Origin of the sequence: Bacteroides propionicigenes, from assembly GCF_018390535.1 — a bacterium.
Classification (GTDB): Bacteria; Bacteroidota; Bacteroidia; order Bacteroidales; family Bacteroidaceae; genus Bacteroides; species Bacteroides propionicigenes.
Genome location: NZ_JAHBBW010000010.1, coordinates 125163 through 150221, shown reverse-complemented (window position 1 = coordinate 150221; position 25059 = coordinate 125163). Strand labels below are relative to the sequence as shown.

Below are 25059 nucleotides of genomic sequence, written 5' to 3'. Positions count from 1 at the left end.
GCATATTTTCAAACCATAGAATAGAATTAAAATGAATAATACACTTATAGATAATTCCATAGAAGCACTTTCAATGACAACAACATTGAGAAAATGCTTAGCCATTGATGGTATTAAAACAGTTAGTATTGCCACAGGCTATTGGGATATTCCCGGTTTAGCTATACTACAAGAAAATTTGAGGTCTTTCATTGAAAAAGAAGGAACAACGCTTCGTTTACTTATAGGAAAAGACCCTTATATATACGTAAATCAATTAAAGTCACCTAAATATAAAGATGCAAATTATCCGCTGGACTTCATAAAAACTGATATCCACGAACTTAATGTTACTGAGGAATATAAAGATGCTATACGTCTGCTTCTTGATTATTGTACGGAAAACAATGATTCAAAGATTCAGATTCGTGTATTTCGAAAAAATGAAAATGACGAAACTCAATTTTTACATTCTAAGTGTTACATCTTTGACGGAAAGTCAAACGGCATTGGTATTGGTATCGTGGGTAGTACAAATTTTACACAAAAAGGATTACAAGGTAACGCTGAATTAAACTATATTGAAACAGCTCCAAATCAAGTGTTATCGCTTGATGAAATACCTGGTAATAAATCTCATTTGATATGGTTTAATGAAAAATGGGAAATATCTGAACCTTGGAACAAACAATTCTTAGAACAAATCCTTAAATCTGCACCTATAACAGATGACGTGGAAAAAGAACGCAAAAGTGAACAACAATCATTCACTCCATACGAACTATATATCAAATTGCTACAAATTAAGTTTGGTGACATTGTAGACAAATCACTCGGACAACAGATAGAAACTTATCTGCCAGCGAACATCCACAAACTGGAATATCAAATAGAAGCTGTTAAGAGGTGTATCGGCATTATGCACGAACATGGTGGTTTTATGTTGGCAGATGTGGTGGGACTTGGCAAGACGATTATTGGTACGCTCATCATCAAGCGTTTCTTGTCCGTACCAGAAGACGATGGACGAGAACGTAAAGTATTGGTCATTACTCCTCCTGCCATTCAATCGGGTTGGAAGAAGACTATAGCCATGTTCGACAAAAATTCTGACGAGAAGATTGCGCCATACATTGACTTCATTACAACTGGACGCATCGGAAATGTTGCCGAAGATGAGAGCTGCGAAGATGACGATGACGACAGCCGCGATTCTGGCGATTTTGGTGGAACACTCCAAGAAAAGAATTATGGCTTTATTGTCATTGACGAAAGCCATAAGTTCCGCAACAGTGCCACATTGATGTACCAGTCTCTTGATGAACTGATACAGAAGATTTGTTCTAATACAGGGGTATATCCATACGTGGGTCTTCTTTCTGCCACACCGCAGAACAACCGACCAAATGACTTGAAGAATCAGATTTACCTTTTTGAGAGAAACCACAATGACAGTACATTGAAGAAGGCTGAAAGTGGTAATATCGAAAGGTTCTTTGCAGATGTCAACCGAGAATATGAATCACTGATAGATAGAAGCAACGACATACCAGCAGATGAGCGCCACCAACGCTTGGATGCCGTGTCAAAGAGACTACGTGATTGCGTGTTAAGTGATATTCTAGAACGCCGAACAAGAACTGACGTTGAGAAATATTACAAGGATGATATGGAATCACAAGGCTTGATATTTCCCAAAATTGTTGGACCTAACAATCTTGAATACATCATGGATGACGAGTTGGCTCAACTGTTCTCTGATACTATGACAATCATTGCTCCAACGGAGGCAGAAAAGTTGCAGACTGACGAGTGGTTAAAATATTTCCGCTATCGTGCCATTGAATATTTTACTGACCCTGCCAACGAAAGAAAACATACTGGTCGAGGCAATCGTGGTGTCAACGACGTTGCCAAGCAGCTTGCAATCATCATGCAGATTCTTCTTGTGAAGCGTCTTGAAAGTTCGTTCACTGCTTTCACCCAATCCCTGTTGAACCTGCGACGTTACACAGAGAACATGATTAAGATGTGGGAGAACGACACAATTTTCGTTTGTCCGCAAATTGACGTGAACAAAGAACTTGACTATGAAACCAAAACATTGAAACGTGGTAGACGTGTTTCGTTTAATGATTGTGTAGAAGAAATCAGAGCCAAGATAACAAAATTGACGGAACAAGGGCGTAACGAGAAGGGACAGAATGCAGAATATAACCGCAAAGACTTCAAGGAGGAATACTATATCCAACTGAAAGAAGACTTCCGACTCATTTCTAATCTCTATGATCGATGGGCGAAAAACCCACAAGACCCGAAATTTGATGCATTCAAAGAGAATATCAAGCCAGAATTGTTTAATCCACAAAAGAATACCTCTGGAAAATTGGTTATCTTCTCGGAAGCTATAGACACAGTACAATCGCTTGCGAGAGCGGTAAAGGCAAAGGGTTATAAGGCACTTGTCATTACTGCTGCCAATCGTGATGAGATGGAACACACGATTGAGGAAAATTTCGATGCCAATTACGAAGGTGTTTGGAAGGATGACTACAATGTTATCATTACAACAGAGGTCTTGGCAGAAGGTGTGAACCTCCACCGTGCCAATGTTATTCTGAACTATGATACTCCTTGGAACTCCACTCGCCTGATGCAGCGCATAGGTCGTGTAAACCGTATCGGCAGTAAAGAGCCTTTTGTCTATGTTTATAACTTCATGCCAAGTGCAGAAGGCGATGCGCAGATTCAATTGGTTCGCAAGGCACATACCAAGTTACAATCCTTCCATGTCCTGTTTGGTGAAGACAGTAAGATTTTCTCGGAAGAGGAAAGTGTGGTACATTACGATATTGCCAAAGCTGTTGAAGGTGAGGAATCACCTTTGCAGAAGTATGTATATGAACTGAAACAATACAAGGATACTCACCCTGAACGTTATCTGCAAATAGAACAAGCTGATAAAGACTGGCAGATAGCACAGGCTGCAAGTGGAACGGCATATTTCATAGTAAAAGCACCACACTCTGCAAGGCTTGCAATTAGAATACGTACAGAAGCCGAGGGTCTGTATAACGCCAAAATAATTTCTTTGCTTGAACTGCTTGAAGATATGCGTGTGAAAGAAAATGCCAAACGTGTTCCATTACCAGATAACTGGCGACAGCTTTCGGCAGAAGCCATAAAGACTTATAACCAATACTTTGTCCGCATCAACAAGTCAAGGGCTGGTGACAAGGCTACGGCTGCAAAAGAAATGTTGGTGAAAATTAACAACACACCTAGTTTATCACTACAATCCAAGATTTTGCTGAAAAATGCTCGTAAGTTTATTGACCGAGGAAGTTTTGATATTATCAAAAAAGTATTGGCTATTGGTCAGGAATTAGAAGAGCGGGGTTTACATCTCTTTGCCATAGAGCAACAAGATATAGACGAGATTCTGGAGCGAGAAATCGGCAAACTCGTAGCCCATGTGGAAAGTAAACAAGGCGAAGCATCTATTGTATTAGGAACCATCAAGTAAACAAATACCCCCATGAATAAGGAGTCATTAAAAGAATATTTAAGCAGCCGATATCAAGGCTGGAGTTCGTTCCTCAACAATGTTATTTTTCCCATTTTCGGTGAAGATGACTTTGAGGATGGTTTTGAAACAGAGCTTTTGGAGAGTCAGCCCGAACGAAGACAACTGGCAGAAGCGACGGGAATACGCAGCATCAAGCAAGTTGGAATGATGTATGTTGGCGTTGAACCTTTACAGATTTTCGATGTGACAGTCAGCGACCGGGTTATGATGGAGCATAACCGTGTGAACATCCAGCGGCTCATCCGTGCTGTCATGGATCAATTCTCTTGTGCCTTCATGCTGTTCCATTACGAGGATGATACTCGTTGGGATTGGCGTTTCACCTATTGCCGAAAGAGTGGCAACAAAGAAGAATCCACCAACAGTAAACGCTATACGTTCCTGCTGGGGCCTGGTCAGTCATGCCGCACGGCAACTGACAACTTCATAGCTCTATACGACAAAAGGAATTCTCTTGAAATTAAAGACATCGAAAATGCATTCAACGTTGAAGCTCTTTCTAAAGAGTTCTTTGGGAAGTACAAGGCTCAATACGAAGCTTTTGTCAATTACATGGTTGACCCTACAAACGGAATGCGTCAACACTTCATTGATACAGGCTTTGACCATACGGGTATGGCTGCTGACAAAATTCGTGACCGTGAGGAAAAACCCATTCGTGACTATGTGAAGAAACTTCTTGGACGCATTGTGTTCCTGCACTTCCTCCAAAAGAAAGGCTGGCTTGGCGTTCCTGCAAGCAAGGAATGGGGCGAAGGCGATCGTGATTTCATGCTGAATATTTTCAAGAATGCAAATGAACGTCAAAAGGAAAACTTTCTTGATGACATATTAGAAGACTTGTTTACAGAAGGTTTAGACCGTAACCGTTCAGATCAGGGCGACCTTTACGACACAAAAGTAGAAGGCTTCCGCAACTGTCGTATTCCATATTTGAACGGCGGTCTGTTTGAACGTGACATTCTTGACAAGAAGCCCAGTCATTTTCCTGCCAGCTATTTTAATGGCCTGCTGACAATGCTCTCGCAGTACAACTTTACCATCGATGAAAATGACCCAAACGATGCAGAAGTGGGCGTTGACCCAGAAATGCTTGGACGCATCTTTGAAAACCTGCTGGAGGACAACAAGGATAAGGGTGCATTCTATACGCCGAAAGAGATTGTGCAGTACATGTGCCGAGAAAGCTTGATAGCATATCTGCAAACAGACATGAGGGAAGAAGACAAGGAGTGTATACGTCAATTTGTGACAACTCACGATGCATCCCAGCTGGGCGAATTAAAGGAATACATTGATCAGAAACTGTACGATGTGAAGATATGCGACCCTGCAATTGGCTCTGGTGCTTTTCCAATGGGATTGCTGCGCGAACTGTTCTTCTGCCGTTCTGCTATTGAGCCAAACATTGTAGAGAATGCAGCTAACATTAAACGTCACATTATCCAAAACAACATTTATGGTGTTGACATTGAACGTGGAGCAGTGGATATAGCCCGACTTCGTTTCTGGCTCTCACTGATTGTTGACGAAAAGTCACCAGAGGCTCTGCCTAACCTTGATTTCAAGATTATGCAGGGGAATTCCCTTCTGGAGCAATATAAGGGTGTTGACCTTTCAACGATGACAGAAAAGAAAATAGGAGCTGGTGAAAGTCTAACTTTCTTTGATAGCATGTTAGATGTTTATCGCAAAAATCTACGCGACAAACTTACTGAATATTACGCTTGCCCTGAACATGACAAGAAAATGCAGCTGAGAAAGGACATTGCAGATATTGTAAAGCAGGAACTCGTTGAACAAGGTATTCATATTGATTTTGAAGATATGGACTTGTCTGCAAACAGTCAGTTCTTCCTCTGGCATACCTGGTTCCATGATGTTTTCTCACGACCCTCAAAAGAGGGCTTCGATATTGTCATCGGCAATCCACCGTATGGTGCTAAAATTTCATCTATAGACAAAGCATGCTTCAAACATATATTTACATCTGCTCAAACTATACCTAATATACAAAAAGGATCTTTAGATACTTTTTCGCTTTTCATTGATTTAGGTTACCAAATATTACACACTAAAGGAAATGCAATCTTTATTGTTCCACTAAGTGTTACTGCTTCCGATGCAATGTCAGGACTTCATAGACTACTAATAAATCACTGTGACGAAATCTATGTCAGTTCATATGGAGACAGACCACGCCGTATATTTGAAAGTGCAGAACAACAAGTATCCATTATTAGTTTTAAAAAATCCAGCAACAAGGCCACAAGAATTATGACTACGTATATCAACAAACGCTATTCTGATGAATCTCTGTGGTTACTCTTAGATGACCTAAAGTTTGTAAATGCCCTTCATCATATTCGCAATGGGAGAATTCCAAAGATAGGCAATGAAATAGAATTAGGAATATTATGCAAATTAGAGCGTTGTGTCACAACAATAAAAGATGTGTATAAACGAGAAGGTTTACCTATTTATTACCGGAAGGCAGGTGGTAGGTACTATAAAATAATAACTAAGATTCCTACTCATTCTTCTGCAGAAGGGGAATTGAAAGTCAGAGAAAAATATCAAAGTCTTGTAGGAGCAGCCTTGTCAAGTAACCTTTTCTATTGGTTTTGGCTGATACACTCAGATTGGCATAACCTACGATCATCCGAATTAGAAATGTTTCCTATCCCATTCGAATCATTTTCAGATGAAGAACTTGATAAAATAAATACTTTATATGATACTTATCTTAATGATTTATATTCAAAGAGCCAGACAACTAAAACGGGACTGAAATGTTTTTTTGCAAGACAATCTAAAATGCATATTGATGCAATTGATAAATTTATTGGAGAAAAATATGGTTTATCTGAGATTGAAATAAATTTTTTAATCAATTATGACTATCAATATCGAAATGCTGAATAAGCGTTAATTCTGAAAGGAAAGATTATGATAATTGGAGGGATTATCCTCCAATTATCATTCATTCTCCAGCCAACCTAAATTCTAATTCGTAATTTTTGATAAAATCGGTTTCCTCCTGCGTCAATCCGTATAGTGGACAGATGTAGTCATCTATCTCATCAATGATGGCTTTGGAGCGTACAATTTTGTATTCCTTGAATGAATCAACATTATAAGTGGACTCTCCAGAAGTTATTCTGATATTAGCTTTTGCCTCTATGTCAGAAAGATAACGAGAATACAACTTGTCAAGATAGTCAATATCCTCAGCTGAGAGCTGTGGAACTGTGAAATTCTCTATCTCGTATGTCTTCCAATTTAAATTATCAGAAAAAATCTGATAGAACCAAAATGACAAACTGCTACTGAGTATGCAGCCAACAGCATCTGCGATTTTGGAATTAGCGAAATAGATAGTTCTCTCTGCTGATGAACCGGTACTATAATTTGTTACGACTTTGAAATATCGCCCTCCTGCAAACCTATATATGATTGGACTCCCTGAAGTTTTGATAAGAGCTCCCAACTTTGTATAGTTGAAGAGTTTGTTTAAGATGGTTTTCTCTATTTCAGAACCTATCTTTGGAATACGACCATAAAGTGTTTGCCCTTTCACATCAACAAATTGCAAATTATCAATGAGCCTTTGTAATTCAAACTCATTCCCTCTTCTGTGCATCTTGGTTGAGAAAAGATACTGACATGGCGTTTCAGTCTTCTTAAAAAGAAGTATCGAAGTGTTTACTACAGCGTTCTCAAAAACAGGCTTAGGACGTACTGCATACGATGATATGTATATGGTATCACAGTTTCCCATCAAAAGACGGTGTACGCCTGTTAGGGAATCACTTGATGTCAAGGATATTGGAACGATATAGGCAAAACTCCCATTCTTCCTAAGCAGATTGTATCCCAATTCTATGAATAGTGTATATGTATCAAGAGACCCCTTCTGTAATCCTCGGATGCTATTTGCCGTCACATAGGTATTCTTATAATACCTCTTTGTTTGGTTGTCGTATTTAGCACCGTATGGTGGATTGCCGATGACAATATCGAAGCCCTCTTTTGAGGGTCAACAATATGTCATTGATACAATGCGGTCACAAGTCCATTGAGTTGTTCTTCCAATTCGGAGTAATCAATATTTTCTTCTCGACGATGTAGAATCTCTTTTACAATTACGCCGATCGCGTTTTGTGCTTCTCTTTGCGGAGCAGGGATTGGAAGATTGCGAATGTGTTCAGGATATATGTGATAGTCGCCACCTCGTTGGTCTGCCAACAACTGGTCTGCCATAGAAGAATTAAGAATGCCCAGCAAATAATATAGGTCAACCTTCTCAGACAGAGATTCCATAACTGCACGGTTATGTTTGCAGAACTTTTTGATGCTTGAAGATAAGCTCTTATTATAGACACCTTTCAGGTCTTTCCATAAGACAGCACAGAACATTGAATCACTATGCAAGAAATGAGTATCCATATCAAGATATACCTTTAGAACACCCAAGCGATTTATTAATAACTTGGGACAATCGTACAGTTCACGGAACGTCGGACGACGTAGTTTATCTGGGCACCGTTCCGTGTTCCATTCAAGATAGCGCACCCGTTTGACTTGAAATTTGTCTATATCCTTTGCCTCAATATACTTCCTACAATGGATGGCATCGTATGAGTCACTTATCAAATCCTCTTTTTTAAATGCTCCTTGAGCATTCTTCTCATTGGCATTAACGACCATTCCTACACTTATATAGCAAAAGTCACCCAATATATTCATATTGGCGAAGCGATTTCCTGTTCTTTCCTCTTCTGTCAAGTTCCAAACATAATTTTTCTCGTCCTGCTTTAATGCCTCTGGAGATTTGCTTAACACTTCACGGATGGTCTTGTCCTCAAAGATTTTTGTGATGCGAAGTTCACCCTCTGGTTGAGTGTTCTTAATAAATGGAATGCAGTTACTCACTGTGGCATTCTCAAAAATCTTTGTGCCGTTTAGGTCGGCTATCTCCAACAAATGATATTCTTCTGCAATCATCTTACGAAGTTTCTTTCCATACTTTTGATTTGTCAAAGGATATGGAACAATCATAGAAAATATTCCATTGGGACATAGGAGTTGCATACCAAGTTCCATGAAAGGAACATACAAATCCCACTTTTCATTAAGCGATTTGTACTTCTTGCTTGCCACTATACGCGACCGCTGTTCGTTCAATTCTGGTGATGCTATCTGTGTCGGTGCACTGATGTATGGTGGGTTGCCAATAGTGATGTCGAAGCCGCCCCCATTTGAGGGTCGCTTCTGTAGTACATAGAAATCAATGATAGATACCATACTCTTCCCACCCTTCTTGTTGACAATTTATAGGCAAATGAAGCCCCGTATAAACGAGATAACGATATAATGTTGTTTTTGAAACTTTCAACCTTTTAGATATAACAGTTTTTTCTGTTCCTTTAGCCAACTCTTTTACAATATAATCATGTTTGTTGGCACATTTGGGATTAAGTCTACAGCGAAAGCCACGACAATGTCCGAGCATAGCCCCTTCTGATTTTTTTCTCGCTAATGCCTCTTTTGTACGTTGACTGATAAGATTGCGTTCAATCTCAGCTGACAATCCAAAAGCAAAGGCAAGGACTTTACTTTGTATATCTTCCCCTAGTCGATAGTTATCTTTAATTGTCCATACCTTACATTCCTTTGTCATACAGATATTCAAGATTTCCATAATCATAAAAAGATTACGTCCAAGACGTGAAAGTTCACTACAGATGATAATATCATCTTTGCATACTTTACGCAGTAAACGTCCAAGCTGTCGTTTTGTGTAATTTTTCGTTCCACTGATAGTTTCTTCTATCCAATCGTCAATTGTTAACTCATTAATTTTACAGAAATTACTTATCTCAAAACGTTGGTTTTCTACAGTTTGTTTATCACTGCTTACTCTAATGTATCCGTAAATCATAACGCTAAAATTTATATTAACATACACCAATATAAAAAAATCCCTTCACAATTAATTGAAATGTAAAGGGATAAATTGGAATAAACAGTATATACGTAAAATGTAAAAGCATATACTAATTTCCCCTTTTTATTGTTTCTATCAAGTACTGATGCTGTTCCTTCACTGCCCTATACATAGAATAATGTGCAAAGGATTCTTCCTTAAATTTCATACTACTAGCAGAAGCAGCAACAGCCCATATAATAATAATGGCAATAATGGGCACTATATACTGGAGTTTTATATGATAGCCACATATAAACAACCCACTGATATTAGGAGGAATAACGGTTACAGGGCTTTTCAATTCATTGATTTTTACTAATATCTCATCCTGCCGTTTCAATATACATCGGGTATTAGTTTCGATAGTCATACGATTTTGATTGTAATCGCAGACATGCCTATAAAGATATTCAAGAAGTTTAGACTTTTGCTTGAATAAATCAATGAGTTTTGGAAACCATAGCGAAAACGGCAATGTGTTGGGCTGCTGTTGCCAGATATGTTTCTTGACCACAGACAAGGCTTCATTCCAGCAAGTACAGAAACTTTTGGCAATTCCAGTATAAATGGTCTTTTCATTGAAATCCGCTTTTACAGATTGTTCTGGTTTAGGAACTGTGGTGTTCTGTTTTTCAATACACACTTTCAGTTCGTTGATACTTTGACGCAAATTCGCAAGATTTGCAGCTACTACATCTTCTTTCATTATCTTCTACGTTTTGTGGTTTTATGAAAAGGTTCGTTTCTTTCGTTGTCTCTGTTTTTATCGTTTCGCCATCCTTGTTCATTGTTGGTTCCTCCACCTCCACTGGGAGTTATGGCTTGATGGGGTTGAATAATCAGTTCTGCTGCCATATTACCCAATGTAGCACAAAGGCTGTTAAAACTCAAATCACGGTCAAGTTTAGAACCAGCCATGCTATACTCATCCTGACTGAATGATATACCACGAATTTTATCAGAATTCTCAGCATGATAAAAACGCATATCTATACCCAAGCCTTTGAGAATGCTAAAAAAGTCATTCCACGAATGAGAATTTGCTCGCGCATCAAGCACAGAAGAACGAAGATTATACTTCCGTAGTTGATGAGGACGCAAACGGCTTTTATTTCTGGCTTTACTATTTTTAGGGGCAAAGTAAAGTCCATACTCTTTAGTCAAAGTCCGACAGACTTTTGCATTGCGTATTCTTTCATTGCTGTCGGAAATGAGATTGCCTTTATTGTCTATCCGATTAAATACCAAATGACAATGAGGATGTTTCGTATCGTGATGCCGGGCTATGATATATTGAGTATTACGAATCCCCATTTGTTCCATCCATTTCTTGGCAATCTCCACCATCAGCGCATCCCCTTCTTCATTATCGGGAAAACGGCTAATATCTTGCGAAGAGAAAGCAAGTGATACGTGCTTCACAGGACTCTTTACTTTCGGGCGCATGGATGCTTGAAGGCAAAAAGAATCGGCAATCAACTTATTGCTAATGGCACATACTCCTTCGTGCGCTAAAAGTGTAGCGCATTTCTTCTTGTTCTTTTGGTCGTTGGCGTAGTTTACAATACCTCCGAAATCAACTCTTGTTTTAATCTTCGCTATCATGACAGGTATTCTTTACTTGGGTGATAATTCTACTAACTTCCGAGACAATCAAAAAACACTGTTGTTTGACTGTTTCCAATCCATAGATGTGCATCTGATGGGCAATCTGATTGACGTTATTGGCGATACCGGAAAGGTCACGAATTGCCGATACCATTTCCGGACTGATACGTTGACAGACTTGACAATCCATTGCAGCCTGATGGCAAAATTCATTGACAGATAATCCTGCCTGTTCCGCTTTGGATTGGATATAAATGTAGTCGTTCTCGGTAAACATTACCCGAAAACATTTGGTACGTTTCTGATAGCTCGCCAACTTTGGGCGGCCACCAAGTTTCTTTTCCTTTATACTCATATTCATTCTCAATATTGATAAATTGTTTTTTTGAGAGTGGCAGGTCTGTCGCTTGCCCCACAGGTTTTAGTGGCACTAAAACACAAACTTGCCACTCAAAAAATCTTCCTATATTTCCCCTGCTCTATCCGGCATAGCTTGCTATCTTTAATAAAGGCTTCTATCCACTTGTTTGCCGTACTCCCATTCTCACCTAAAGCTAAAACTGTCGCATCATAATCCTTTTTAGTGAATGTTTCGGGCAACATATTATAAAGGGTATTCCTTCGTGCATAAACGCCAATTTCTTGTGAAGCGGGTTGTAATCGCTTAGACTGGTTTCCTGACAAATTCTGATAAATGAATACGGCATGATAAAGCAGGGTGTCGCAAATACTCATGGCTATGGAATAGTCAAACTCATGGCAAACCAATTGTACAGTCTCGTCAGAAGAAGATTTGTGAATCACATTATCCAAATGTCGGATAGCAGTCAACACCATCATTATACGATAAGCAATCAGTCCCATCCGTCTGACTACTCCTTGCATCTTATTATCCACTTCGTCACAACACTCTTCATTCACACGGCTGAGATATTCAATAAAGTGTTCCTGTAAATCGGAGGGAAGGGAGAATGAATAATTTCCCTGTCGTACAAATTCCTCATGCAGATGGCAGAATTTATCTCCCAATAGTTTGAACATTCCATTTTTGGATTGAGAAATGTCGCTTGTGGCAAACACATTTCTTATGCCTCGCTTGAAGCGGATGATATAGAAACAAAAGCGACTCATCAATCCGTTCTCCGCATCAGGTATCAATCTTCTTACCTGTTCGGGAGTTCCAGCTAAAGCTACAGAAACTCTCGGATTAGCTACTTCACAATACTCCCTATCTTTGCGACGGCTCAAACTGACCAACTCATGATGGAATGCCTTCCGCAACACATCGGAATAATTACCATAGTCCGACTTCAAAGTCTGGCTTAACGTGTCGCCCTCCGATTCAAACAACAGCCCAATTCCGTCATTATCTCCCAATATCTTCAAGAAAGAGCTTGCGCTGCTATTGGCTGGAATGACAAGCATACGCATGGGCGGTTCGACCAGCATAGTCATTCCACTATCTTTCTTACCTTTGATATAAGCATTCATCGCTTCCTTGTATTCCTGTTCCAATCGTTTTGAAAGTTCATGCAAATGGCGGTTGATAGGAGCTACAAGTTCTCGGCATAAAGTCAATGCTCCTTTTCCCATACCGGCATCTGCCACAACGAACAGGTATAGATTCGGATAAACAATACGCTCATCGTACACACCACAAACATTATGAAAGCAGACTGACAAACACACAATAGCCCCAATCAGTATCGTATCACGGTCATCTACTGAAATGGAATTATTGACAACCTCATTTAGAAAAGGAGGAAGATGCTCAAACACACATTCAGGAAATACAGGAAGTTCTTCTTCTGATTTTATCCATTTACCCGTTTTACCATTTTGGATATTTGGTAAAATGGATAAATGCTCTTTACTGAACGGAGCCAATGAGATTACGGCTTGATTTGCCAAATGGAAGAAAGAACGGATAGTAATGCCTTGCCCTTTGGAGTGCAGACAATGCGTGTATTGTTTATCCGTTTCTTCCCTTTGATAGGTAGGGTAAAACCTGCTGATGCGGTGATAATACTCCCGTCCGTTCTCTCCTAATCCATCCACAAGTGCAAAGCCCAACTCTACCCAATCTTTATAATTAGGGGCTATATCAATGGCACGCCGTTCTATCTCCCGAACAACACTTTCCACATCTTCCTCCACCTTATTATATATAGGGGCAATACTTGGCGTATGTATTTGCTGTATTTCAGAAGGGACATTCTCCCAATCTTGGGCGGAAAATATTTTCTTCGACATCATCTTTGTATTTATGGTTAATATATGCTTGTGGGTCGTATGGCAGGAAGCAAGAACGAGCTACATCACTGCCAGATATATCCGCTGATGGCAAACCTGTTGCTTTAATACAATTAGCAACAGCCTTGAAATATCGGGAATGTTCCCAGCCTTTCAAGTCTACAGGTATTATCCACTTCAATCCATTACCGGATGGACTGACAAATAATAGTTCCGTATCAAAATATTCATGATTGAGTAATTGCTGTTTTAGCTCCACGATATTCTCCACATGGTCAAAATCCAGACACATCAATCCTGAGTGCATAATCAGTTCCTTTTCATTCCGTTTACGGAATAATCCCGAAAAAGTACAATAGTCGAAATGGGTGGCTTTGTATCTTTTGGATTCGGGAGAAGATAGCATCGAACGCAGAGACTCGGTTTGTGGTTGCGCATAATGCCCGATGATATAACGATACACATCCACAATACCTACCGCCCTTATCGGTTCGATGTTTTGAATGGGCTTGCGAAAGAACGAAAAGCAATAGTCTGTCGTTTCCATCATCTGATAATCTTTTTAGATTCGACAAATCGTCTGGCTTCTTCCATTAAGTCATCCTGTGTCTTATGCGATTTATTCTTCAACCAATCATCAATTTCCGATTGCAAGAAAGCTAATGCCTTATTTATTTTATGTACGGGAATCTGTTTGGTTGATACCCATCCATAAACCGTTTGCTTGGCTGGATGTGATGGCAGATAAGCGCAAAGCTCGTCTATATCCATCCACTTAGGTGAGCTACTTGCCTGCTTATGTTGCAAGGCATTTACTTTGGATTGCAGTACTTCTACGGACTCAATTAGGTAGGACAACGCATTCGGCATTTCCTCCAATGAATTTACTTTATAAGCCATTTTTTCTTCGTATTAAAGTTTATGCCGCAAAAGTATAGGGATGCTTATAGGTGCTAAATAGGTGCTTGACCGCCACCAATCAACCGCTCATTTACCACTGACAGATTTAAGTTTCATTAATACGAGAATTTATTGGAAGACATAATGAAAGGGGAATAAACCACTATTGGGACTAACACATTCCTTGTCGAAAGCCTCAATGCTACAAAATACCCCTCAAAAAGCCGATGCTTCATGAGGGGTAAACGGTGGTAAATACATGATAGGTATCACATAAGTTGTTGGTGCTCAGAGGTGGGAGCCTCCACCACAACCTATAAATCCAAATTGTCTATATGCAGCGTATTGGCGGCTTTCTCTTTTTGTTCGTTTACGATGTGCGTATAAATCTGCGTGGTTTTGACGTTAGTATGTCCCATCAAAGACTTGATGGTATATATGTCAACGCCATTTTCCAGCAACAGCGAAGCGTAGCTATGGCGGCCACAATGGAAGGTGATGTGCTTCTTGATACCGGATGCTTCTATCCAGACTTTCAACGGGCGAGAAATCCAAGAGGCATCAGTCAATCCTTCAAAAACAAGTGCTTCATCATCGTCTGGACGTATGCCGCATAGTTGAAGTGCCTGTTGAATGACTGGCTTGTAATCGGGCCTTTTTGTCTTTTGCTGAATTACGACAGCTTGCCATGTACCCTTGCTTGTTTGCTGAATTTGTTTCCATTTCAAAGTTTGAATATCACTATGCCGCAATCCAGTGAGAATAGAGAACAAGAACGCACGTTTCAAAACATCATCTTTGCAAGGAGTACCAACCAACATTTGCACTTCATTCATAGTAAGCGCAACACGAGGTTTCTCAATGTTTGTTATTCCCTTTACTTTCGCACTAATATCAACGGTCAGATATTCATCAATGAATGCCTGTTTCAATCCGGCTTTGAGTATAGAGAAATAAGTCGATGCTGTGTTTTGTGAGATAGTACCTTTCTTATTCCCTCCCATTGGAGCACGGAGAAGGAACATCTTAATATCTTCAAGCAGTTTAACGGAAATCGCCTTGAATGGAATTGGCTGCCCCTGCGAATACATTTTCAATAATTCACCTACACGCCTCCAGTTGACTATAATCGAATCGGAACTGTTGGGATGACGTGTGCTTATAATACGATTGAAATACTTGATAAAATCCTGTTCGCTCCGCTCATTCTGTGCTGCGATTTCGTTTTCCTTATCAGTGTAAAGGATGGCACTATCGTATTCGTGTTGGCGTAACTTACGAACATTGTCGGCATAGATGCAAGCCTCTTGGTCTATCGTTGAACGGCATTGGATAATCCCATTCAAATCACGCTTAGGCTTATAGTTGAATGTTCCATCCGGCAGGATACGTGCAATGGACGACTTGTCCCAAATGGGTGTGGATATAGTCCGGTTAATGGATTCTACCACACGGCTTGCCCGAGTTGAACCTCGCTTATAAACTGGGTATGATTCTATAATCAAATACCACTCTTCTTTGTAGTTCGACCTTCTGAGCTTGACGGTCACTTTGGTATTAGGTAATGCTTTCTTCATAACAACTTATATAAATTATCAATTTCAGATTTGGGAACATAAACATAGTTACCGATTTGGCGTATAGGAATAGAATGACGGCGTATGTGCTTAAATACACTGCTGTCATTGATATGGAACTTCTTTGCAATCTCTCCGATGGTGTAACAATCTTTGGGTTCAAAAGACAATGCTTCTTTTTTTCTCTTTCTACTCCCTGCCTTTGTTTTGAAGTGTTCGTCCATATATTGCCGACTAAGGCGTGTTAGACGTTGACCAAAATTGTATGACGGTATCAAGCCTTGCCGTATCATACGATAAAGAACGTCTTTACTAATGCCGTAAATCAACATAGCCTCTTTTACGGTTAGATACCCCTTGCAGGATGGTATTCGTCTAATCAGTGCTTGGCGTATCGCTTCTTTCTCTTTTGCGATTTGTCTTTTCTTATATGCTCTCTTGGAACAAGCAGGGCAACAATACTTCGACACTAATGTGGAAGGAGTAAAGATTTTACCACACTCCTCGCAACTTCTTTGAATGGTGTAATTTCCTCTTGGCATATTCTTCTCGTTTTAAATGGTTTATATCAATCTAAGTTGTACCTTATCGCCAAATAAGACGTGTCGCAAACATGTCGCAAATAAGAGATAAAAAAGCCCATAGAAAACACATAGCAACCATGAACCCCCATAAACGCAAAAAGCGTGCAACTCATTGAGCTGCACGCTTTTGCTTGTTGTTTATTATCTGTATCCTTATCGGAATCATTTGACCTCCTCAAAGTCAGCATCCTGTACATTATCACCATGCTTGCCATTATCCTGAGCACCACCCTGTTGTCCGGCATTCATATCAGGACCGGCCTGTGCGCCGCCTTGAGCACCGCTCTGAGCATACATTTCAGCACTTGCAGCTTGGAAAGCAGTATTCAGTTCAGCCATTGCAGAGTCAACAGCAGCCAAATCCTGTGCCTTGTGGGCATCTTTCAGTTTCTGCAGAGCAGCTTCAATCGGAGCTTTCTTGTCGGCTGGCAACTTATCCCCCAGTTCCTTCAGTTGATTTTCAGTAGTGAAAATCATTGAGTCGGCTTGATTCAGCTTGTCAACTTTCTCACGTTCTTTCTTGTCAGCTTCGGCATTTGCTTCGGCTTCTGCTTTCATCTTTTCAATTTCTTCCTTGCTCAAGCCGCTGGAAGCCTCGATACGGATGGCTTGTTCCTTACCGGTAGCCTTATCTTTGGCAGATACTTTCAAGATACCGTTGGCATCGATATCGAATGTTACCTCGATCTGAGGAATACCGCGACGTGCCGGAGCGATACCTGTCAGGTTAAACTGACCGATTGACTTGTTCTGTGCAGCCATCGGACGTTCACCCTGCAATACGTGGATAGTAACTTCCGTCTGGTTGTCGGCGGCGGTAGAGAATGTTTCGCTCTTCTTGCAAGGAATGGTCGTATTAGCGTCAATCAGCTTGGTCATTACACCACCCATAGTTTCGATACCCATAGACAGCGGAGTAACATCCAGCAATACAACACCCTTGATTTCGTCCGTCAAAACAGCACCCTGTACGGCAGCACCTACGGCTACTACCTCATCCGGATTCACGCCTTTGGAAGGAACTTTACCGAAGAAGTCCTCAACCAATTTCTGTACAGCCGGTATACGTGAAGAACCACCTACAAGGATAACTTCATCTATATCAGAGTTGCCCAGACCGGCATCGCTCATAGCCTTCTTGCAAGGTTCAAGACAAGCCTGAATCAAAGTGTGAGCCAAAGCTTCGAATTTGGCACGGGTCAAAGTCTTAACCAAGTGCTTGGGTACACCACCTACCGGCATAATGTACGGCAAGTTGATTTCCGTGCTTGTAGAAGAAGACAATTCAATCTTGGCTTTTTCGGCAGCCTCCTTCAAACGCTGCATAGCCATCGGATCCTGAGTCAGGTCGGCGCCTTCGTCGTTCTTGAACTCTTGAACCAGCCAGTCGATGATAACTTGGTCGAAGTCATCACCACCCAGGTGAGTATCACCGTTGGTTGACAATACTTCGAACACACCGCCACCGAATTCAAGGATAGAGATATCGAATGTACCGCCACCGAGGTCGAATACGGCAACCTTCATATCCTTATGTGCCTTGTCGATACCGTAAGCCAAAGCTGCGGCAGTCGGCTCGTTCACAATACGCTTTACTTCCAGACCGGCAATCTGACCGGCTTCTTTAGTGGCCTGACGCTGAGAGTCGGAGAAGTAAGCCGGAACGGTAATAACAGCTTCCGTCACTTCCTGTCCCAGATAATCCTCAGCGGTCTTTTTCATTTTCTGCAGAATCATTGCAGAGATTTCCTGCGGAGTATAGAGACGTCCGTCAATATCCACACGCGGAGTATTGTTGTCACCCTTCACTACTTTATAAGGTACGCGGGCTATTTCTTTCTGTACCTGATCCCAGTTCTCACCCATGAAACGCTTGATTGAGAACACTGTTCTCGTCGGGTTTGTGATAGCCTGGCGTTTTGCAGGGTCACCTACCTTGCGCTCGCCACCGTCAACAAATGCCACTACCGAGGGAGTGGTGCGTTTGCCTTCGCTGTTTGCAATTACTACAGGTTCGTTTCCTTCGAATACGGAAACACAAGAGTTTGTTGTTCCTAAGTCAATACCAATAATTTTTCCCATGATCGTTATTATTTTATTTGTTATTATTCTGTTTTGGTGTCCGCCTCGTTGGCAGGCGCCAATAAAAAGACAAACGCCGTGCCAAATTGTTCAAGGAGGAGACAGATTTATGAATGTGACAGTTTGTCTGTCAGTTTGGCAGAGTGAAATATATTTTTTCTGTCGGAAATTACCATTTGTTAATTCCTATCCCGCTCAAAAGTCCTACTTTTGCCCCCCGAAAAAGAAAAGACAAGAAATTGTTTGGGACATTTAGGAGGGCGCATCGCTAACATTCTTTCGTTCCACCGTGGTGGAACGAAAAGTACCCCATGGTGGAACAAAAGGTTCTCCACGGTGGAACGAAAAGTTCTCCATGATGGAACGAATAAGCATTTGCCATCAAACTTCTTAAAGAAAGAGACAGGCAACAATAAAACATACATAGAAGACTGAAGATTATGGAAAAGATGAGAGACAGCATTGACTTTAAGAACATGGACATTGCGGCATTGTTCCGCAAATTATTGCTTCCTACCGTACTGGGAATGATATTTTCCGCATTATTCGTCATTACCGACGGTATCTTTGTGGGAAAAGGTATAGGCAGCGACGCCCTTGCTGCCGTCAATATCGTGGCGCCGTTATGGCTGTTTTCCACCGGCATCGGCCTGATGTTCGGTGTAGGGGCATCTGTGGTGGCTTCCATCCACTTGTCACACAATAAACCCAAAGTGGCACGTATCAACATTACACAGTCTGTGGTGGTATCTTCCTTATTGCTGGCATGTACCTCTACCCTGTTCTGCTTGTTTGCGCCCCAAATAGTGCATTTGTTAGGCGGTTCGGAACGTCTCGAACCTCTGGCAGTGGAGTACATGCTCTGGTTTGTACCTTTCTCCGCTTTTACAGCTTTGCTGAATTCGGGAATGTTTTTCTTGCGGCTGGACGGTTCGCCCAACTTTGCCATGCTATGCAACATAGTTGCCGCCGTTCTGAATATCATACTCGATTACCTGTTTATCTTCCCTTTCGGATGGGGTATGTTCGGCGCGGCTTTTGCAAGCGCCATAGGGACAACGGTAGGAGCGTTGATGATTATCGTCTACCTTTCACGGCGCAACTGTGCGCTGCGTTTCTATCCGGTGAAGCTCAGCCGCAACAGTATGAAGCTGATGAAACGCAACATCGGCTATATGTGCCGGTTAGGATCGTCTGCTTTTCTGTGTGAAGTGGCGATTGCCTGCATGATGTTTGTAGGCAACCTTGTGTTCATTCATTATCTGAAAGAAGACGGTGTGGCGGCATTCAGTATTGCCTGTTATTTCTTCCCGATTATATTTATGGTATACAATGCCATTGCACAGTCGGCACAGCCCATTATCAGTTTCAACTACGGGCTCAACGAGACACTCCGTGTACGCCGTGCCTACCTCCTTGCCTTAAAAACAGCCATCGGTTGCGGCATATGCTTCGCCCTGGTTACGATATTCTGCAGCAAAGACATCGTAGCCATGTTCATCGACCGGAGTTATCCTGCCTATGACATAGCGGTGGAAGGCTTGCCACTATACGCATGCGGTTTCGTATTTTTCGCTATCAACATCGTCTCCATCGGCTATTTCCAAAGTGTGGAGCGTGCCAAATATGCCACCTTCATCACCTTGTTGCGCGGTTTTATTCTGCTGGCCCTTTGCTTCTACGGGCTTCCCTTACTATTGGGCAAGCCGGGAATATGGCTCGCTACGCCACTGGCAGAGTTATTAACCACTCTTTTCATACTCATTATTTATATAAACAGGAAAAGGAAGGAGAAAGAAAAAAACATATCTTTGCAGCATGGAAATCATGGTGAAGAAATTCTGCAAAAAGTATAAACTGCCTGAGAAAAGTTTATTTGACATACTGTCCCATATGGAAGAAGTTTCTTTTTCCAAAGGAGAGCTCATAATCAAGAAAGGAGAACGGAATTCTAATTTCTACCTTATAAGGAAAGGCATATGGCGGGCATATTATCTGGCAGACGGCACGGAAAATTCCTTGTGGTTTGTCGGTCCTGGCGAGGTTGCATCTTCTTCATGGGGCTATGTGGACGGAGAACCGTCACAAATCAACATTGAGTCCGTAAACGGCAGTACGGCTTATTGTATAAGCAAAGCCGAATTGGAAAACCTGTTTTCGCACTCTATTGAAATGGCAAACTTCGGCAGAAAGATTTTTGAGCGTGAAATACTGTCGGTGGATTCCTCGACATTAGCTTATGGAGCGCCGCCTACCGCTAAGGAGCGTTACCTTACATTGATGGAAGAAGATCCGGAGCTATTACAGGATGTACCGCTGAAATATCTGGCTTCATACCTGTATATCACTCCGCAATCATTAAGCCGGATACGCGCCGGGCTGAGAAAGAAGGAATAAAGAAGGCGGTAAACGCCCGTTATTTCTTTACCAGCACCATTACCAAGTTGTTGTCCGTATCATAGAAGCCCATACCGCCGCCTGCCAGCTTACCGAAAGACTGGACAGCGTTCAACGCCTTCAATACCCGGCCTTCCACTTCCATATCCGGGCACGCCATCATGGTGCTGATACCCCTTGGAAACGAGATAGCAGTAGGATTGGCATCATCCACATCAAAAGAACCGTTGATGATGTTGCATCCCGCATTGCCATGCAGGCGTTTCCCGGCAATGTCAAACTCAATGGCTGGCTGTTTTTCCATTCCCGACGGAATAGCTTGTCCGTCAGCCTCGCTAATTATCCATTTGCCGTTCAAATCAGACAACTTGGAAGCGGCTTCCTTCTTCTGCAATACGATAAGAGGACGGTTGGAAGAACCGCACAAAGCCATATTCTCCTTGCCCAGTTGCTTATACTTCTTTACTTGTCCCAAAGCAGCCAGAACATTTTTCTCGACTGTCATGTCAGGACACATCATGCGGGTACTTCCCAGCGCGCCAAGGTCTATCTGTCCGGGCTTGGCATTCACGTCAAAAGAGCCCATCAGACGGTTGCAACCGCTATTTCCATATACTTTTCCGGTCTTTGTGTCAAAACCGATAAACGGGAATTCCTGATTCGGAGCAGGTACAACCGCACTGCCGTTTATTTCAATAATATTCCACTCGCCACTCAAAGAAGAGAGAGTCGCGGCATTTTTAGTCGAAGCGCACGATGACAGCCCCATCAGAGTAGCCGCCATACAAAGGGAAACAAATACTTTCTTCATTGCTATTTTTTTGTTTAAGTTAATTTTTACGGAACAAAGATATGTAAAATAACCCAAAAGCAAACCCTTTGTTTAGAAATAGCAATATTTTCCCCAAAGTATTTAGCAGGATTTTAATGTTTATCTGAGAATTAAGCCTTATATTTGCTCTTCGAAAAAATGATAATCATATTTAAAACTTTTGCAAGTAGAAGAAATGGGTAAAGTTCTTATTATCGGTGCAGGCGGTGTAGGTACCGTTGTTGCGCACAAAGTGGCTCAAAATCCGGATGTGTTCACAGAAATCATGATTGCCAGCCGCACCAAATCCAAATGTGACGCCGTTGTGAAAGCAATCGGTAACCCTAACATCAAAACCGCCCAGGTAGATGCAGACAGCGTGGACGAGCTGGTGGCGCTCTTCAATAGTTTCAAACCTGAAATCGTCATAAATGTGGCTCTCCCTTATCAGGACCTCACCATCATGGAAGCCTGCCTGAAAAGCGGAGTGAATTATCTGGATACCGCCAATTACGAGCCGAAAGATGTCGCTCACTTTGAATACAGCTGGCAATGGGCATACAAAAAACGTTTTGAAGATGCCGGACTGACTGCCATCCTCGGTTGCGGTTTCGACCCGGGTGTAAGCGGCATATATACCGCCTACGCAGCCAAGCATCATTTTGATGAGATTCAATACTTGGATATAGTGGACTGCAATGCGGGAAATCATCATAAAGCATTTGCAACCAACTTCAATCCGGAAATCAATATTCGTGAAATCACCCAAAACGGACGTTATTACGAAAACGGCAAGTGGGTAACCACCCAACCGCTGGAAATCCATAAAGATCTCACCTACCCGAACATCGGTCCGCGTGACTCTTACCTTCTTTATCACGAGGAATTGGAGTCTCTGGTAAAGAACTTCCCCACCATCAAGCGCGCACGTTTCTGGATGACATTCGGACAAGAATACCTGACTCACCTGCGTGTTATCCAAAATATCGGTATGGCACGCATTGACGAAGTGGAATACAACGGTATGAAAATCGTTCCGCTGCAATTCCTGAAAGCCGTACTCCCCAACCCGCAGGATTTGGGCGAGAACTACGAAGGCGAAACCTCTATCGGTTGCCGCATCCGCGGTTTGAAGGACGGCAAGGAACACACCTATTATATATATAACAATTGCAGTCACCAAGAAGCCTACAAGGAAACAGGCATGCAGGGCGTGAGCTACACGACCGGCGTTCCTGCCATGATTGGCGCCATGATGTTCCTTAAAGGCCTGTGGAAGAAACCGGGTGTGTGGAACGTAGAAGAATTCAATCCGGATCCGTTCATGGAACAGCTTAACAAGCAAGGATTGCCTTGGCATGAGGTTATCGGCGGAGATTTGGAACTTTAGTTTAATGAGGAATTAAGAATGAAGAATTAAGAATTTAGTTGCACAATATACGCCGTATGGTAATTCTTCATTCTTAATTCTTCATTCTTAATTCCTCATTCTTAATTCCTCATTCTTAATTTTTAATTTATATGAACGTAGGAGATAAAGCGCCCGAAGTACTGGGTATCAATGAAAAGGGCGAAGAAATTCGCCTGAGCGATTATAAAGGGAAAAAGGTAGTACTTTACTTTTATCCCAAAGACTCCACCTCAGGTTGTACGGCGCAAGCCTGCAATCTGCGCGACAACTATGCCGACTTGCGCAAAGCCGGCTATGAAGTCATCGGAGTCAGCGTAGACAACGAAAAGTCTCACCAAAAATTCATCGAAAAGAACAATTTGCCTTTCACCCTGATTGCAGACACAGACAAGAAACTGGTGGAGCAATTCGGCGTATGGGGCGAAAAGAGTATGTACGGACGTAAATATATGGGCACTTTCCGCACCACCTTTATCATTAATGAAGAAGGGGTGATTGAGCGCATCATCACACCTAAGGAGGTAAAAACTAAAGACCACGCCGCACAAATCCTGTAACAGTGATTGATTATCAATCACCGGGCATCAATCATTCATCATGCAAATCGGTCGTTAAAGAAGTTGAGGACTGATTTGCATTAACCACTAAAATAATGGCAAAGAAAGACGAACTAAATTTTGAAAACGGAAATAATATGGCAGCAAGCGAAAAATTAAAGGCACTACAGGCTGCCATGGACAAGATAGAAAAAAGTTTCGGCAAGGGTTCCATCATGAAGATGGGCGACGAAAGCGTCGAACAAGTAGAAGTAATCCCTACCGGTTCTATCGGACTGAACGTAGCATTAGGCGTAGGCGGTTATCCCCGCGGCCGTATCATTGAAATCTACGGTCCGGAATCTTCCGGTAAAACCACACTGGCAATCCACGCCATCGCCGAAGCGCAAAAGGCAGGCGGCATCGCAGCATTCATCGATGCAGAGCACGCTTTCGACCGCTTCTACGCGGCCAAACTCGGTGTAGATGTAGACAACCTCCTGATTTCGCAACCGGACAACGGTGAGCAGGCATTGGAAATTGCAGAACAGCTGATTCGTTCTTCTGCCATCGACATCATCGTAGTGGACTCCGTAGCTGCTTTGACGCCGAAAGCTGAAATCGAAGGCGATATGGGCGACAACAAGGTAGGCTTGCAGGCACGTCTCATGTCGCAAGCCCTGCGCAAGCTGACATCTGCCGTAAGCAAGACCCGTACAACTTGCATCTTCATCAACCAGCTCCGCGAAAAAATCGGTGTAATGTTCGGCAATCCCGAAACAACCACCGGCGGTAACGCATTGAAGTTCTATGCTTCCGTACGTCTCGACATCCGTGGAGGCCAAGCTATCAAAAACGGAGAAGAAGTCATCGGCAAACAGACCAAAGTGAAAGTTGTAAAGAACAAGGTAGCTCCTCCTTTCCGCCGTGCCGAATTCGATATCATGTTCGGTGAAGGCATCTCACGTGCGGGAGAAATCATAGATTTGGGTGCAGAACTGGGTATCGTTAAGAAAAGCGGCTCTTGGTTCAGCTATAACGACACCAAAATCGCACAAGGACGTGACGCTGCCAAACAAGTTATCTTGGACAATCCGGAACTGGCAGAAGAACTGGAAGGACTTATCTTTGCCGAACTGAGAAAAGACAAGTAAAATAAAACGACAAGATGATAGGATGATAAAGTGATAGAATATTATCACTTTATCATCCTATCATCTTTTTATTACCTTTATACAGAGGTTGACTGAATGAGAACTAAAATTTCTTTTCGGACAACCTCTTCTTTTCTGTACAAAATCATTTTTGTACGAAAATGTACTCCGTCTGTACTATTATAG

Annotated in this window: 19 protein-coding genes and 1 pseudogene; 7 read left to right on the top strand and 13 right to left on the bottom strand. The window is 41.9% G+C overall.

Annotated elements, in window-relative coordinates:
• The first annotated feature begins 31 nt into the window (after positions 1-31).
• Positions 32-3505: a helicase-related protein gene (locus KG118_RS12995; protein ID WP_117713320.1), complete on the top strand. Its 3474-nt coding sequence runs from the start codon at positions 32-34 to the stop codon at positions 3503-3505.
• 12 nt (positions 3506-3517) lie between these two features.
• Positions 3518-6493 carry an Eco57I restriction-modification methylase domain-containing protein gene (locus tag KG118_RS12990; RefSeq protein WP_149970601.1) on the top strand — a complete coding sequence of 992 codons (2976 nt, stop codon included), beginning with the start codon at positions 3518-3520 and terminating at the stop codon, positions 6491-6493.
• A 58-nt stretch (positions 6494-6551) separates the two neighbouring features.
• Here the strand turns inward: KG118_RS12990 and KG118_RS12985 are convergent.
• From KG118_RS12985 to dnaK, 12 genes and pseudogenes are all read right to left on the bottom strand, one after another.
• Positions 6552-7589: pseudogene (locus KG118_RS12985) on the bottom strand (Eco57I restriction-modification methylase domain-containing protein); the annotation flags it as partial.
• A gap of 29 nt (positions 7590-7618) precedes the next feature.
• On the bottom strand, positions 7619-8875 hold the full coding sequence (locus tag KG118_RS12980; protein ID WP_008659000.1) for an Eco57I restriction-modification methylase domain-containing protein: 1257 nt from the start codon (positions 8873-8875) through the stop codon (positions 7619-7621).
• Complete coding sequence (locus KG118_RS12975; RefSeq protein ID WP_008658999.1) at positions 8859-9512, bottom strand: master DNA invertase Mpi family serine-type recombinase; 654 nt, start codon at positions 9510-9512, stop codon at positions 8859-8861. Before KG118_RS12975 ends, KG118_RS12980 begins: the two co-directional genes overlap by 17 nt.
• A 115-nt stretch (positions 9513-9627) precedes the next feature.
• Positions 9628-10266, bottom strand: coding sequence for a hypothetical protein (locus tag KG118_RS12970; protein ID WP_008658997.1), 639 nt, complete (start codon positions 10264-10266; stop codon positions 9628-9630).
• Positions 10266-11165, bottom strand: coding sequence for a relaxase/mobilization nuclease domain-containing protein (locus tag KG118_RS12965; RefSeq protein ID WP_008658996.1), 900 nt, complete (start codon positions 11163-11165; stop codon positions 10266-10268). Before KG118_RS12965 ends, KG118_RS12970 begins: the two co-directional genes overlap by 1 nt.
• The gene (locus KG118_RS12960; protein ID WP_008658995.1) at positions 11149-11523 is read right to left on the bottom strand and encodes a MobC family plasmid mobilization relaxosome protein; all 375 of its coding nucleotides are present in this window, start codon (positions 11521-11523) and stop codon (positions 11149-11151) included. Before KG118_RS12960 ends, KG118_RS12965 begins: the two co-directional genes overlap by 17 nt.
• A 95-nt stretch (positions 11524-11618) precedes the next feature.
• Entirely contained in the window at positions 11619-13421 is a 1803-nt protein-coding gene (locus KG118_RS12955) for a DUF3987 domain-containing protein (protein ID WP_008658994.1), read from the bottom strand.
• Positions 13372-13971, bottom strand: coding sequence for a BT4734/BF3469 family protein (locus KG118_RS12950; protein ID WP_032497372.1), 600 nt, complete (start codon positions 13969-13971; stop codon positions 13372-13374). Before KG118_RS12950 ends, KG118_RS12955 begins: the two co-directional genes overlap by 50 nt.
• Entirely contained in the window at positions 13968-14321 is a 354-nt protein-coding gene (mads1, locus tag KG118_RS12945) for a methylation-associated defense system helix-turn-helix domain-containing protein MAD1 (protein ID WP_008658991.1), read from the bottom strand. Before mads1 ends, KG118_RS12950 begins: the two co-directional genes overlap by 4 nt.
• A 314-nt stretch (positions 14322-14635) precedes the next feature.
• Positions 14636-15898, bottom strand: a complete 1263-nt coding sequence (locus tag KG118_RS12940; RefSeq protein WP_008658989.1) for a site-specific integrase — start codon at positions 15896-15898, stop codon at positions 14636-14638.
• On the bottom strand, positions 15895-16440 hold the full coding sequence (locus KG118_RS12935) for a helix-turn-helix domain-containing protein (protein WP_117713283.1): 546 nt from the start codon (positions 16438-16440) through the stop codon (positions 15895-15897). The genes KG118_RS12940 and KG118_RS12935 overlap by 4 nt, the downstream gene beginning before the upstream one ends.
• Positions 16441-16644: 204 nt before the next feature.
• Positions 16645-18564, bottom strand: coding sequence for a molecular chaperone DnaK (gene dnaK / locus KG118_RS12930; RefSeq protein ID WP_117710611.1), 1920 nt, complete (start codon positions 18562-18564; stop codon positions 16645-16647).
• A gap of 440 nt (positions 18565-19004) precedes the next feature.
• Here dnaK and KG118_RS12925 point away from each other — a divergent pair, with 440 nt between their 5' ends.
• Together KG118_RS12925 and KG118_RS12920 are read left to right on the top strand one after the other, a co-directional pair.
• On the top strand, positions 19005-20420 hold the full coding sequence (locus KG118_RS12925; RefSeq protein WP_117710612.1) for an MATE family efflux transporter: 1416 nt from the start codon (positions 19005-19007) through the stop codon (positions 20418-20420).
• Entirely contained in the window at positions 20383-20961 is a 579-nt protein-coding gene (locus tag KG118_RS12920; protein WP_213388542.1) for a Crp/Fnr family transcriptional regulator, read from the top strand. Before KG118_RS12925 ends, KG118_RS12920 begins: the two co-directional genes overlap by 38 nt.
• 19 nt (positions 20962-20980) lie before the next feature.
• Here KG118_RS12920 and KG118_RS12915 read toward each other — a convergent pair whose 3' ends face one another.
• Positions 20981-21772 (bottom strand): META domain-containing protein, encoded by a 792-nt coding sequence (locus KG118_RS12915; protein ID WP_213388540.1) that lies wholly within the window; start codon positions 21770-21772, stop codon positions 20981-20983.
• 196 nt (positions 21773-21968) lie between these two features.
• On the opposite strand from KG118_RS12915, the gene KG118_RS12910 reads away from it, so the two are divergent.
• The 3 genes from KG118_RS12910 to recA all read left to right on the top strand — a co-directional run bounded on the left by KG118_RS12910 (position 21969) and on the right by recA (position 24873).
• Positions 21969-23162, top strand: a complete 1194-nt coding sequence (locus tag KG118_RS12910; RefSeq protein ID WP_117710946.1) for a saccharopine dehydrogenase family protein — start codon at positions 21969-21971, stop codon at positions 23160-23162.
• 131 nt (positions 23163-23293) lie between these two features.
• A complete protein-coding gene (bcp, locus tag KG118_RS12905; protein WP_117710614.1) occupies positions 23294-23740 on the top strand; it encodes a thioredoxin-dependent thiol peroxidase in 447 nt (148 codons plus the stop codon).
• 95 nt (positions 23741-23835) lie between these two features.
• A complete protein-coding gene (recA, locus tag KG118_RS12900; protein ID WP_004290460.1) occupies positions 23836-24873 on the top strand; it encodes a recombinase RecA in 1038 nt (345 codons plus the stop codon).
• Positions 24874-25059 lie beyond the last annotated feature (186 nt).